The sequence below is a fragment of the Methylobacterium sp. BI1 genome, from assembly GCF_056680125.1.
The window spans coordinates 2,043,971-2,057,938 of record NZ_CM155267.1 but is presented as its reverse complement, the minus strand read 5'-3'; the positions used below and the strand labels follow the sequence as shown (position 1 = coordinate 2,057,938).

Genomic DNA, 13,968 nt, shown 5'->3' with positions numbered 1-13,968 from the left:
CGCGTCAGCGGCTTCCGGGCTCGCTGAAGTCGAGCTGCGCGATCAGGCCCGCGAACAGGTCGGAGACTTCGGACTCGGGCTGGGGGGCATAGGTCGCCTGAAGGCCGCCCGCGAGGCAGGCCACCAGGAAATGTGACCGCGCCCCGCGGGTCCGAGACCGGCGGGCCACCGGCTCCCGCTGCGCCGTGGCGGTCGGGCCGATCGGTTGCGATCGCTGCGTCTTGTCCATGCACACGCTTTCCGAGCGCCGCGTCGCTTCGGACGCCTCACTTAATCGACGTTAACGTGGCGCGCCGAGTGGGCAAGAGGCAATCCGGCCGGCGGGCGGGCTGTGCACTTTCCAATCCCCTGTGGCGGGGCCGACACGATGGCCCGGCCGATCGCGGCCGCATCGGTGAAGAGATGCGCCGGCGTCCGCGCCGCGAGAGCGTCGGCACGGGTATAGCCCCAGCTAACGGCTCCGAAGGCACAGCCCGCTTCCGTCGCGGCCTGATGGTCGCGGATTTCGTCGCCGATATAGAGCACCTCGGACGGTGCGCGGCCGGCGTCACGGATCAGGGCCCGCAGGCGCCGCGCCTTGCCGAACAGCGACGCGCCGCAGGCAAAGTGGCTGAAGCGCCGGGCCGACGGTCCCAGCGCCCGCCGGATCGTCGCTTCCCGGTTCGAACTCGCGATGCCAAGGCACAGGCCGGCGCCCTCAAGGTCGGCGAGCAGATCCGGCACGCCGGGAAACAGTGGGATTCCCGCGATGTCGCGGGCGGCGAGCCGGTGCATGTGCCGGGTGATCAGCGGAAGCTTCCAGGCGGGAATCCTGAGATGCCGGACGATGCCCCGCGCATCCATGCCCCGCAGGGTTTCGGTCTCGTGCTCGGCGATGCGGGCGAAGCCGTAGCGGTCGGCCACGCCGTTGATGACGCCGGCGAACCAGGGAAAGCTGTCGGCCAGGGTCCCGTCGAAGTCGAAGACGACGAGGCGATACCGCCCGAAGCTCACGATCCGAGGTGTTCCACCGGGACCACGAGGCGCATGACCAGTCCGCTCGGGGCCCAGTCCTGTTCCAGCGTGCCGTCCAGTTGCCCGACGACGCTGCGCTGGGCCAGGACCGTGCCGAAACCCTGCCGGGTCGGCGGACCGGTCACCGTGGGGCCGCCGCTCTCCGTCCAGGTCAGGATGTAGGACGCGCCTTCGCGCCGGCCGGTGAGGCGGACGCTGCCGGTCTCGGTCGAGAGGCCGCCATACTTCATCGCGTTGGTGGCCTGCTCGTGCATGATCAGCGCCAGCGCGGTCGCGGCGCGCTCGCCCACGGCCACGTCGTCCCCCTCGACGACGATCCGCGCGCGCCCGTCCTGTACGTAGGCCGCCATGATCAGGCGCATCAGGCCGAACAGGGTCTGGCCCTTCACCGCGGGGGCGCTCGCCGGGGAATGCGGCCGGACATATTCGTGCGCCTGCGCCAGGGCGCCGAGGCGTTCGCGGAAAGCCGACACGAACGGGCGCGCCGCCGGGTCGGTCCGGGCCGAGAGGCCGGCGATGCCGCCGACCACGGCGAAGATGTTCTTGATCCGGTGAGAGAGCTCCTTGATCAGGAGGTCCTGGGCCTCCTCCGCCCGCTTGCGCTCGCGCAGGTCGCGGGTGACGGTGGCGTAGCCGACGAAACGGCCGGAATCGTCCCGCACCGGGAAGATGTTGTAGAGGACCGCGATCCCCTCCCCTGTGCCGAAGTGCCGGAAGGCGAGCTCGCCCTCCCACCAGCCCTGCCGCTCGACCGCGGGCAGGACCGTTCCGGTGACGAGGGCCTGGCTCTCGGGTATGAAGTAGTCGAGGAGCTGAGTGCCCGCCACGGCCGTCACGTCGGGGAGCCCGACGAGGCGGCGTCCGGCCTCGTTGATGTGCTGGACGAACCCCTCCCGATCGGCCATGCCGATGAAGTCCTGCGACTGCTCGACGATGGCGGCGAGCTTGCGTGCCTCGGCCTCCGCTCGCTTCAGGTCCTCGATGTCGGTGCAGGTGCCGAACCAGCGCTCGATCCGCCCCTCGGCATCGTGGAGCGGCATCGCCCGCCCCAGGGTCCAGCGATAGGCCCCGGAATGGTGGCGCAGGCGGTACTCGACCTCGTAGGGCTCGCCGGTGGCCAGGCTGTGGCGCCAGCGTGCCCAGGCCCGGTCCTGGTCGTCGGGATGGAACATGCCGTTCCAGGCCTCGCCGTCCGTCGAGCCGGGCGGGACGCCGGTGAATTCGTACCAGCGGTCGTTGTAGAAGTCGTGATAGCCGTCGGGTCGGGTGGTCCAGACCATCTGCGGCATCGCACCGGTCATCACCCGGAACCGTCGCTCGCTCGCCTGCAACTCCGCCTCACGGGCATCGACCTCGTTGCGAGTCCGCGTCAGCTCGATCAGCGTCGCGGCCTGCCGGGCCAGAGCCTCTAGCATCTCGGCCTGCACGGGGGTGATGCCCCCGGGACGCGCGACGCTGTCGAGGACGCAGAGGGTGCCGAGGGGATAGCCCGAGCGCGAGCGGAGGACCGCGCCGGCGTAGAAACGGAGCTGCCGCTCTCCCGTGACGAGCGGGTTGTCGCGGGTGCGTGGATCGCGGGTCAGGTCCGGGATGACGAGGAGCCCATCGGCCGCGAGGGCATGCGCACAGATCGACATCCGCCGGGGTGTCTCGGGCAGCTCGAACCCGACGCGTCCCTTGAACCATTGCCGGTCGGCTTCCACGAGGCTGACCAGGGCGATCGGTGCGTCGCAGAGAAGGGCCGCGATGCGGGTCAGGTCGTCGTAGACGGCTTCCCGGCCGGTCGCGCCGAGGTCCAGGCTGGCGAGCTCCGCGAGCCGATCGGACTCGGTCCATCCGGTCGGCGCGACTGAGCAGGCATCGGTCGAAGGCAAAAGCGGCTATCCTCGTCGGTCGCAACACATAGGATGTCTCCCGTCAGAGCGATAGCGCCAACTGTCTTCGATGTGAGCGACGTGAAACCCAGATCGACCAAGTCTCACCTCGGTCGAGGCGCTGTCTACTGTCGAGAATTAGACACGGGACGGCGCGCGCCGATAGGCTCAGGCCGCCTGGGCGGCATCCTGGGTCGGATAGTCGACGTAGCCCTCCGGACCCTGGCTGTACCAAGTCTTCGCCTCGTCCTTGTTCAACGGGGCGCCTTTGAAGAGCCGCTCCGGCAGGTCGGGGTTGGCGATGAAGGGACGCCCGAAGGCGATGGCATCGGCCTGTCCTTCGTCGAGCGCCGCCTGCGCGCGCGGGCCGTCGTAATCCGAGTTCAGGATCAGGGGACCGTCGAAGGCCTCCCGCATCGTCGGAGCGATCGGCGGGTGATTGGAGGTGCCGAAGGTGCCGTTCGGGCCAGGCTCCCGGAGTTCGAGGAAGGCGATCCCGATCTGCGACAGAGCGGCCGCCGCGGCGCCGAACAGGGCCTCCGGATTCGAATCGTCCACGCCCTGAATCGCGCCGTTGGGCGACAGGCGCACGCCGGTGCGCTCACGGCCGACGGCATCTGCGACCGTGCGCGTGACCTCAGTGAGCAGGCGGAGACGGTTCTCGACGGAGCCGCCATACGCATCGGTGCGGAGGTTCGTACCGTCGCGCAGGAACTGGTCGATCAGGTAGCCGTTCGCGGCATGGATCTGGACGCCGTCGAACCCGGCCTTGAGGGCGTTGCGCGCGGCGCGGTCGTAGTCGGCCAGCAGGCGCGGGATCTCGTCGAGGGGCAGCGACCGAGCCTCGGCGTAGGGCTTCTTGCCCGCGTAGGTGTGCGCGGCGTCCGGGGCCGTGGTGGCCGAGGCCGAGATCGGCTTCTGGCCGCCGAGGAAGTCCGGATGCACGATGCGGCCCATGTGCCAGAGCTGGCAGACGATCTTGCCACCGGCTTCGTGCACGGCCTTCACCACCGGCTTCCAGGCCTCGACCTGTTCGTCGGACCAGATGCCCGGGGCGAAGGGCCAGCCCAGACCTTCCTGCGAGATGCCGGTCGCCTCCGTGAGGATCAGGCCGGCGCTGGCGCGCTGGCGATAGTATTCCACCATGATCGGGGTCGGCACGTGCTCGCGCGAGGCGCGGCCGCGGGTCAGCGGCGCCATGAAGACGCGGTTCTTGGCGTCGATCGCACCGATGCGGATCGGGTCGGACAGGGAAGGCATGCAGGAGACTCACGTTGTTTCAAGGACAAACGGACGGCACGCAGCTTCGGCCGCGCCCATCGACACTGTCATGTGGTCACCACGCCGGGCACGGCCAGACACGGGTGTCCGCCAAGGCGCCAAGCCTGTGCGGGCGCGCACGCGCCGAGCGGCTGTTTGGGTCTCCCGCGCCCGGCGGGTCCGAGCCGCGTGCATAGGGTCGGAGCGCCGTCACCGCATCCGATCCTCCGTCGGTCCGTGCGTCGAAATCCGGGGTGACGCGCGTCTCTCACTCAGGTATCGCTCGTGCCATCGCTGTTGAAGCGAGAGGGCCTGTAGCTCAATGGTTAGAGCCGACCGCTCATAACGGTCTGGTTGCAGGTTCGAGTCCTGCCGGGCCCACCAATCCCCCCTCAAGTGCCTGATAAGTCAGGAATGGCCGGTAAGTCAGAGGCTTAGAGAAGGTGACTGCTACACGCGGGCGCTACACATCGAATGGCGACGACGCGATGGCAGTGCCTGGACTGACCCGCAGAGGGAGTGCTTACACCTATCGGCGACGCATACCTGATGACCTGCGAGAGGTCATGGGCAAGCGAGAACTGTGGGTAGCATTGCAGACAACGGACTACCGGCGCGCGTGTCTGCTAGCTCGCCAAGAGGCAGTTCGCATCGACGGACTGCTAGAGGCAGCCCGAAAAGCCAAGCAGGATGGGCGTACGTTTGATGCGGGTCGTCCGGGGCTAGTCCGCATTAGCGATGCGGAATTGCAACGGGTTGCAACAATCAAACTTCACGAGACTGAAAGGTTCGTGGCGCGGCTGCCGGCCGTACCGGATGGCGTTTCGAGAGAGGACTGGATTGGCTCCCTCGAAAACAGCCTTGAGACCTATCGAAGGAACGATGATAACGCGCGCGCCGATCTGTTTGCGCGGGCCGTTCGCTTAATCACCGACAAGAAACTGCCTATCCCAGTGCCGCATGTCCCGATGACAGACAGGGGTCTTCCGCTGTCAGGGGGCACTGATGTGGAGGTGACCCCTGAGTTTCAGCGCTTGATTGAACTCTTGCGACGCAGCCAGATCGAGCACATGGCCAGGACGATCGATCGGGCCGAAGGAGGGCACGGTGAGAACGCCCGTGATCCAATGTTCGCCAGCGTCACGTCATTTACTGCACCTCCGCCAATGGCGCCAAATGGCGTTTCCGTAGGTGAGGCAATCAAACGGTTTGAGACTGATCCGACGCGGAAGGGACTGACCGGAAGCGCCGGCATGAAGTACCGAATGACGTTCCGCGCGCTGCGGGAGGTGGTCGGAGATGATCGGCTTCTTGTTACAATCGAGCGCAGCGATTGCGCGGCAACTCAAGAGCTTTTGGCGGGGCTACCGCCGAACCTGCAAAAGCTCAAGGCATATTCAAAATTGAAAACGCTTAGAGATGTTGCGGCGCTGGCTGCGGAGCGCAATGACAGGCGTGTAGCGAGCGGTACGCTTGTTGCCCACACGCACGCGCTGTCCAGCTTTTTCAATTGGGCTCTGAAAAAAGGCCTGGTTACCGTCAATCCCGCAACACGCCTTGCCCCACCCAAGTTGCAAGAGGTCTCGCGTCGACCTTTCAACATTATCGAACTGAACGCGTTGGTAGCTGGCCTGCCCGCGTGGTCACGCTCGGCCGGAGAGGAGCGAGGGGGACGCTTTTGGGTTCCGTTGATAGGCCTGTTCTCTGGAATGCGGCTAGGGGAGATCGTGACACTCGGTGTGGCCGATGTAGATGTGAAGGATGGCGCTACATGCTTCGTGCTACGCCGGATAAAGGGACGTTCACTCAAGACTGCGGGCAGTGAGCGCGTAGTACCTGTGCACCCAGAACTAGTTAAGCTCGGATTTCTGCGCCACGTCGAATTGATGCAGAAGTCGGACGGAGTTCGGTTATTCCCAGACCTTCCAGGACGTGATCAGGATCAAGTGGCGGACCTTTTCCAAAAACGGTTCTCATACTGGCTAACAAAGGTCCTCGAAATTAAAGAGCCGGGCCTTTCCTTCCACAGCTTCAGACATGGCTTCCGCGATGCCCTCCGCGAGGCCGGTGTCCCAATCGATGCAACTAGGGCCTTGGGCGGGTGGGCACGATCTGGCGGCGTCGAAGAGCGCTATGGGCAAGGCACACGCGCTTCCACATTGGCTAATTGGATGGCCAAAGTGCAGTACGATGATTTATCGTTAGCTGCTCTAAAAGTTCGAGGCGATTAATCTTCGCCTAAGTATTAATACTATGTAAAATATATGATTTTGTAGCGTTTGTGATTTTTTTTGTTGGATATTACACAATACCATCAGTAGAGTACGTCAGCGCTCAATCCTTATCTGAAGAGAGGGATGCTCAAAAAGCTCCCCGCTCAAATCTCGAAGGAGATCCAGAGCGATTATCTGATCATTTTGATTTGACATACACTTAGGCAGCTTCAAATTGACACAGATTATTCTGTTGATGCAGGCTAAGAATGGCCGATAATCACAGCACTTCATAGGTGTTTTGATTATGCTAAGCCATTGTCTCAGAGTAGTTGTGTCCGAACGGATGCTCGCGGCCATCCATGAACTTGTAGAACGGCGTAATGCCGAAGCCATGGGGACACGCCACTCGACTTCGAGTGTCGTTCGCGAGGCAGTGGAGAGGCTGATCACTGCGTCTGATTGCAACCAGTTGCAAAAGGAGGCCGGTCGTGGCCGTTAAACTCATCCAGGTGGCCAGCAAAGCCGACAATACCAGCGCTGATGCGCGCCGGTCCACTGAGAATGCCCGTAAGGGCGACAACATCGATTTCGCTCTGAACGCGTTCAGAAGTTCCATCGCACAGAAGTCCGACATCGCCCCGGTCGTTCGGTCCTCGAACGGCACCCAGAGCGTGCTAGGCGGCGCCGGCCTCGACATGATTGCCGCGCCCCGCACTCAGGTTGCCCGGAAAGCCGATCTTGACCGCACCGCACTGGACCCGCGTGTCCAGAAGATCGACGGTCTAAGCGATGACGCTGCTCGCCTTCTCGACCTGATACTGAAGGCGCACGAGAGGTCGTCCAGCCGTGAACCCGTCGATGCCACTTCCACCGACATCGCTCGTGCTCTCGGCATAACCAACACACAGGCTGAAGTCGCCCGAAATGAGTTGTCGATGCGGGGGCTTATCCGCGAGGCGCTGAATGGATTTGGCTCCCGCGAAGGATGGGTCCCGCGCTTGCCCCGGTAATTACGGACACCGATGCCGCTGTTTCCCTCGTCGTTCCATCTTGGAGCGAGAGCGGCATTGGTTAGGGGAGCCATGGTCGCTCCTCATTGCCATGGCTCCCCGCACCCATCGTACCTGCGCCCCGTGACACCGCAGGTACGATGAGAAGGTCTTGCACAGCCCGCCGCCGTAGGACCTCCTCACATCCTTTGAGGTCGCCCCCGTCTCAGGACAGGGCGTCAGACGCTGGCACTGCCGCGAAGCTCGTCACCCTCCCCGGTGCCAGCGTCTTTCCCAATCCCTGCACGCATCAGCCCCCGGCCCGTTGCAACGGGTTGCACTCAGCACCTGCGTCCGGGTCCGCAGCAATAAGACCGATAGAGAGTAAGATGATTAGAGACTTCCAATACCTGTCGCCCCTGGCAGCGCTGCAACCCGTTGCATTTCCTACTGAGAGCTTGTCGATGCCTATCGACCGGACCAAGCCGGTGAACCGGCACAATAGCTGGCTCATGCGCGAGTACCTGGGCATCGAACCGGTTGCGCTGGACGACGTATGCTGGGAGAACACCTGCATCTCCCTCATCGAACTTGGGCTAGACCACGATTGCATCGAAACGCGTGCAGCCGCGCTGATGCTACCTCCGGGGACCCCTCTCGACAGCGATCAACTGTCTGAAAGTGGCCTGAGCCCCGAGATCGTAGACCGCCGGCAAAAGTGGCTCGGCCTTACAGGCAAGACTGATCCTGCCCTTGCGCTCCGTGACACGCTGATCGCCAAGGAGCGTTGCCAGCGCGGCTTGGGGTTGGTCCCTGACATGATGCCTGCGGATGCGGCTACGCCAGCATCTCGGCCTGTCGCATCTGAGCGCGGCCCATCCATTGCTGGATCACTGATGCAACCCGTTGCAACGACCATCGACACCGACCTGAGTGAGCACGACCTACGATGCCTGGATACCCTTGCACGTGTGCGCCAGGGTGCAACGCACGTGACGCTGGCCGAGGCATTCGGGAAGGACCCTCGGACGATCTCTCGGTGGATTATCCGCGCCCGTGAAATCGAACGTAATCACCTCAATGCAGCGCGACCGGCCGATATCCTCGCTGATACGAACGCGACCATGGAGGCTAAGTGCGCCGATCTCGAACAGTTGTATGCCAACGCACTTGCGGCAGGCTCTGTTTCCCAGGCCGTGGCGCTCTCCCGCGAGTTGCGTCGATGGCACCGAATGCGGTTCGACCTCGCGCACCGTTCAGGATTGTTCAATGGCTACATGCACCCCGCTGTCTCAGCGTCAGATCATGATGCTGAGATGCAATCGAGTAGGGCTCTTTGACCCCTCTCCGCAGTGAAAGCCATCACCCCTCTTGGTAGTCTGGCCAGGACCGAAACAGGGTGATGATGTCCGGCAATGTCCGGATTAGCAGAAATCTTCGTGTCCGGTCTCGGACTGCCAGCCCGCTTATTGCAACCCGTTGCAGCACGCCGGCACCCCGTGCCTCTATAGAGCAACACAAGATGACCTTGCAGAGCACGAACACCAGCACGAGCAGCGCGTCTCTGCCCATCATTCGCCTACGCTCACGCACCGGCATGAAGAATATCCGCTCCCACAGCACAGCCGTTCTATTCGCGGCTGGCGATGCGCGGCACGATAGGATTAAGGCCAGCTACACGGCACGCGTGCTGGTTGACCCCGCGTCCATGCCGGACATGCTCTCCGAGATCGGACCCCGCGATGATGAAGGCCTTTTCGTGGGTACGGTCCTACCGAACAGCCTCAACATGCGCCTTCGGCCTCGTCTCAATGCGTCTCGCAAGCCCATGTGGCTCGTGAATGGGCGAGGCAACGCAAGGTGCCGGCCCGAGGCCGGCTTCATCGACATAGACCTGGAGCTTGACCTGAACCCAACGCGCTTCCTCGCGCACCAGCCAGATCCATCGCTTGCCGCTATCTCAGAGCGCGACCCTTTCGAGGCCCTTCGGGTTAACTCATTCACACGCCGCCAGCTTGCTCTCACGACGCTTGACGGCAACGACAACATCTTGGTTGGGCTAGATCGGCTCGGAGGCGAACGCTTCGAACGTCGAGCCATGCAGTGGCAACATGTCCTAAGTGCCTATCTAGCCCATCTGCGCTTGGCGCTGCATGCCACGATCATGCCCGAAGGCTTCGCGACGGCGCTGGACCAGGAGAAGCTGACGCTCACACAGGTCGAGACCTACTACGAGTTCAGTGCCGCCGATGCTGTGTCCACGGTAGGCGACCTGTCCAGATTGCTCATGTCAGCCGATGGAGCGGGCCGGCTGTTCCAGCGTTCCGAGATCGGCGGCACCTCGAATGCACGATGGATGAAGCTGCCCCTGACGGAGGACATCGTCGCCAAGGTCTACGCCAAGACCCACAACCGTGTGCGCGTCGAGATCACTTACACCAGCAGGGTTGAGCAGGTCGTGGAACGCGCTGGCGTAGCTCGGGATGCCAGTCCGATCGTCAAGCTGATGACCCTCAATACCGACGCGGCGCGCCGCCTCGAAACGTTCTGGGACGCCCTCATGACCCTCGATGCCTTTGATGCTTCCGCTACCGACGTGTGCGATTTTATGGCGCGCCTCAACCGCGCAGTGCCGGAGGCCAACCGACGGCTCATGCTGTCCCTAATCGCCAACAACCGAGGTGTGACCGCCACGGCCAGTGAAGGGTTCGCGCCGCCAGCCGTATGCCGTGCGCTTGTGCGTGAGGGCATTCTGACCCCAGCGAGGGCGCGGCAGCGCGCCGAGGCCAGGTTTGCGCTCACGCCAGCGTGGTCAGGCATGTTCGACCGGCTTTTGGACCGGGCAGACGCGTCCCCACCACGAGCCTTCCATTGATCCGGTGCAACGGGTTGCAAAATGGGTCCCCCACGTTCATGCACTGCGCGAGTGGATCAAATCAGATGTTTGGTATCACCGTAGAAGGTCCGCTGCGGGTGTATTTCCGCCAGTCCGCTCTCAGGCAGCAAACGTTCGAAGCAGGCGTTACGCGGTCACCCCAAGCGAGCGCTCCTAAGGGTTCGCTTGTCACCTACCGAGCACACAGACCCGGAAAGTCTCGAACCGGCATTGACGCTGTGTCGCCTGATGAGGCTCCTTGTGCCTGACGGTTCCTCCTTGGAGGATCAAAAGGGAACGCGGTGAGGGCTTTGGCCCGATGCCGCGGCTGCCCCCGCAACTGTAAGCGGCGAGCCCATCATCAACACGTCACTGGATCTGCGAGGATCTGGGAAGACGATGAGAGGGCTGTGACCCGCGAGCCAGGAGACCTGCCGTCAGTCGTGGTCACACGCGAAACGCATCGGGCGGGGTGTCCTGGTGGGTGTCGAGGCGTTCGCATGTCGCGGGCGGACCGGCGTCTTCGCGGTGACGTGCCACAGACGTCGCCCGAGGTCCTATGTCGCCCATTCGTTCACGGCCCGCCTACCAAGCCCTTCTGCTCGCATCCTGCGCCAGCCTCGTACCCTACAGCGCTCAGGTTCAACGAGCCTCTTCCCAGGCAGCGGAAGCCAATCTTGCCGAACTCTCGGTGACGGCGGAGGGGCCACCCACCAATACGACCGGGCCTGCCGCGAGCGCAGGGTACGTCGGCGGTGTCACCGGCATCGGGGGTAGCCTCAGAACCGTCGATGCGGCGAGCGCTGGAGTGATTTCAGGCGCACAGATCAACAGCCGCCCCATCACACGACCCGGCGAGGTGCTGGAGAGCGTGCCGGGCCTAATCGTTACCCAACATTCCGGAGAAGGGAAGGCCAACCAGTTCTTCCTGCGCGGGTTCAACCTCGACCATGGCACCGACATCGCCATCTCGGTCGACGGCATGCCGGTGAACATGCGGACCCATGCCCATGGGCAGGGCTACGCCGACCTCAACTTCCTCATCCCCGAACTTGTCGGCGCGGTCGAGTTCCACAAGGGGCCGTACTTCGTCCGCGACGGCGACTTCGCCTCGGCCGGGTCGGTGCGGATTGATTACCTCGACAAGGTGGACCGTAACCTCGCCCTGACCTCGTTCGGCTCCTTCGGTTTCAAGCGAGCGTTGACCATCGCCTCCGCGCCGCTCGGCCAGGGCACCCTCCTCGTGGCCGGCGAGGCCCAGACCTATGACGGTCCGTGGGACGTGCCGGACCGCCTACGCAAACTCAACGGCGTCGTCCGCTACAGCCAGGGCACGGCGCTGGACGGGTTCTCGCTCACCGGAATGGCCTACTGGGCCAAGTGGAATGCCACCAACCAGATCCCGGAGCGGGCGGTCTCGGAGGGCATCCTCGGCCGCTTCGGCACCCTGAACCCGACCGACGGCGGCGACACGGGCCGCTTCTCGCTCTCTGGGCGCTGGAGCCAGACCAGCGATATCGGGATCACGCGGGCCAACGCTTACGTCATCCGCTACCAGATGAACCTCTTCAACGACTTCACCTACTTCCTCAACGATCCCGTCAACGGTGACCAGTTCCGCCAGCGCGACAGCCGGGTACTCGGCGGCGGCGAGGTCGGCCATACCTTCCAGGGCGACCTGTTCGGGATGCCGATGGAGAACGAAATCGGCGTCCAGACCCGAACCGACAGCATCCGGGTGGGCCTGTTCAACACCACGAACCGGCAGTATCGCTCGACCGTCCTCGACGACCGCGTGCTGGAGGCGAGCGGGGCGTTCTACTACGAGAACCGGCTACGCTGGACCGACTGGCTCCGCACCAGCGTCGGCTTCCGGGCGGATACCTACTACGCCGACGTCGTATCCGACACGGCGGCAAACTCCGGCAAGGCGCACGATAGCATCGTCAATCCGAAGCTCGGCCTCGTGCTGGGTCCCTGGTTCGATACCGAGTTGTTCGTGAACTACGGCGGCGGCTTCCACTCGAACGACGCTCGCGGCGTGACCGCCACCGTCGATCCGGCAAGCCCGCTGTTCAACATCAGCCGCTCGCCCTTCCTGGTGCCCTCGACGGGGTCTGAGATCGGCCTGCGCAACCGGACCATCGCCGGCCTGGAGACGGCGGTGACGCTATTCCAACTCGACTTCGCCTCCGAGAACCTGTTCCAGGGCGACACCGGCACCACCGAGCCGAGCCGCCCCACCCGTCGCTTCGGCGTCGAGTGGACCAACCGCTACGCGGTCACACCCTGGCTTTCGCTGGAAGGGGACCTGACGGTCACCAACGCCCGCTTTGCGGACCGGGACCCTGCCGGCAACCGGGTACCCGAGGCCCCGACCACCATCGCGTCGGCCGGGTTCACCTTCGGCGAGGGCCTGGGCTGGTTCGGCTCCATGCGTTTTCGGTACTTCGGACCGCGCCCCCTGATCGAGGACAACTCAGTCCGCTCCAAGCCGACAGCGCTGCTCAACGGCCGGGTCGGCTACAATTTCGAGAACGGGATCAGCCTGTCCCTCGACGTCCTCAACCTCACCAACGCCAAGGCCGACCAGATCACCTACTTCTACACCTCGCGCCTACCCGGGGAGGCAGCGGACGGTGTCGCCGACCGGCACTTCCATCCGGTCGAGCCGACGGCGGTAAGGCTGACCCTGGCGGGTCGGTTCTAGCATCTTCGAACGTCCGATATCGGGGAGGACGGAGATGGGCTACTTCGCCCGGGTCGGGTCATGAGCAGCCCCCTCGCGTGGTCAAGCCGATTAAGTATTGCCCCTTCCCCGGAAATCTTATCAGAACTGCGATGACGCCTAACTTAAGTTACTGATATACATAGTTTTTTATGGACGAACACTTGGGAAGCTGTAATATCAGGTTCAACGTTCGTTGAGCCAAAGTTTGCAACCCGTTGCAATGGCTGGCATCGCAGCGGGAAGCAGGATGGCAGGGACTTACGTCTCATATCTTCGGGTCTCGACTGACCGGCAGGGCCGCTCCGGCCTCGGCTTGGAAGCACAGCGTCGGGCAGTGACAGATTACCTCGATGGGGGACGATGGACCCTCATCACCGAAATGGTGGAGATCGAGAGCGGCGCCCGTAACGATCGGCCCTGCCTCGCCGAAGCAATGGCCCTCTGCCGCCTCTACGGCGCCACCCTACTCATCGCCAAGCTCGACCGCCTCAGCCGCGACGCGCACTTTCTCCTTGGTCTTCAGAAGGCTGGCGTCCGCTTCGTGGCGGCTGACATGCCGGAGGCCAACGAGATGGTGGTTGGCATCATGGCTGTTGTGGCCCAGGCCGAGCGCAAGATGATCTCAGCCCGCACCCGCGCGGCACTCGTTGCGGTGAAGGCCCGCGGCAAGACCCTCGGCAATCCCGCCAACCTAACGAACCAGGCTACCGGCCGGGAGCGTAGTGCAGCCGTTCGCATTGAAATCGCCGATAGGCGGGCTGCGGACCTGGCGCCGATCGTGGCCAGCATCAAGCAGGCAGGGGCCGCTTCCCTCCGCCAGATTGCAGCGCACCTCAACGAACGTGCCATCCCAACAGCACGCGGAGGCGCATGGTCCGCCGCCCAGGTGCAGCATCTGATAACCCGCATCGAGCAGGCTGGCCGGTGAGCCCCGATTGCAACCCGTTGCAACGGCGCCGCCGCAACCGGCTGACGCCCTTCGGTACGATCGAGGCGACCCCGCACCGGG

General features: G+C 63.9%; 10 protein-coding genes, 1 tRNA gene and 1 riboswitch. Of the genes, 7 read left to right on the top strand and 4 right to left on the bottom strand.

Annotation, left to right across the window (positions count from 1 at the left end):
* Nucleotides 1-4: 4 nt before the first annotated feature.
* From AC1MGR_RS09605 to AC1MGR_RS09590, 4 genes are all read right to left on the bottom strand, one after another.
* On the bottom strand, nucleotides 5-229 hold the full coding sequence (locus AC1MGR_RS09605) for a hypothetical protein (protein WP_480234441.1): 225 nt from the start codon (nucleotides 227-229) through the stop codon (nucleotides 5-7).
* Nucleotides 230-270: 41 nt separating this feature from the next.
* On the bottom strand, nucleotides 271-993 hold the full coding sequence (locus tag AC1MGR_RS09600; RefSeq protein WP_480234440.1) for an HAD-IA family hydrolase: 723 nt from the start codon (nucleotides 991-993) through the stop codon (nucleotides 271-273).
* Complete coding sequence (locus AC1MGR_RS09595) at nucleotides 990-2,888, bottom strand: PAS domain S-box protein (RefSeq protein ID WP_480234439.1); 1,899 nt, start codon at nucleotides 2,886-2,888, stop codon at nucleotides 990-992. The genes AC1MGR_RS09600 and AC1MGR_RS09595 overlap by 4 nt, the downstream gene beginning before the upstream one ends.
* 168 nt (nucleotides 2,889-3,056) lie before the next feature.
* A complete protein-coding gene (locus AC1MGR_RS09590) occupies nucleotides 3,057-4,148 on the bottom strand; it encodes an alkene reductase (protein ID WP_480234438.1) in 1,092 nt (363 codons plus the stop codon).
* Nucleotides 4,149-4,456: 308 nt separating this feature from the next.
* Between AC1MGR_RS09590 and AC1MGR_RS09585 the strand changes: the two genes are divergently transcribed.
* From AC1MGR_RS09585 to AC1MGR_RS09555, 7 genes are all read left to right on the top strand, one after another.
* Nucleotides 4,457-4,532 (top strand) — tRNA-Ile (locus AC1MGR_RS09585).
* 104 nt (nucleotides 4,533-4,636) lie between these two features.
* A complete protein-coding gene (locus AC1MGR_RS09580) occupies nucleotides 4,637-6,379 on the top strand; it encodes a DUF6538 domain-containing protein (protein ID WP_480234437.1) in 1,743 nt (580 codons plus the stop codon).
* A gap of 473 nt (nucleotides 6,380-6,852) precedes the next feature.
* Entirely contained in the window at nucleotides 6,853-7,374 is a 522-nt protein-coding gene (locus tag AC1MGR_RS09575) for a hypothetical protein (protein WP_480234436.1), read from the top strand.
* Nucleotides 7,375-7,742: 368 nt separating this feature from the next.
* The gene (locus AC1MGR_RS09570; protein ID WP_480234435.1) at nucleotides 7,743-8,693 is read left to right on the top strand and encodes a hypothetical protein; all 951 of its coding nucleotides are present in this window, start codon (nucleotides 7,743-7,745) and stop codon (nucleotides 8,691-8,693) included.
* A 182-nt stretch (nucleotides 8,694-8,875) separates the two neighbouring features.
* Entirely contained in the window at nucleotides 8,876-10,228 is a 1,353-nt protein-coding gene (locus AC1MGR_RS09565; protein ID WP_480234434.1) for a hypothetical protein, read from the top strand.
* Nucleotides 10,229-10,480: 252 nt separating this feature from the next.
* Nucleotides 10,481-10,681: riboswitch (cobalamin riboswitch) on the top strand.
* A 106-nt stretch (nucleotides 10,682-10,787) separates the two neighbouring features.
* Nucleotides 10,788-12,938, top strand: a complete 2,151-nt coding sequence (locus AC1MGR_RS09560; protein ID WP_480234433.1) for a TonB-dependent receptor — start codon at nucleotides 10,788-10,790, stop codon at nucleotides 12,936-12,938.
* 268 nt (nucleotides 12,939-13,206) lie between these two features.
* On the top strand, nucleotides 13,207-13,887 hold the full coding sequence (locus AC1MGR_RS09555; protein WP_480234432.1) for a recombinase family protein: 681 nt from the start codon (nucleotides 13,207-13,209) through the stop codon (nucleotides 13,885-13,887).
* Nucleotides 13,888-13,968: the final 81 nt, after the last annotated feature.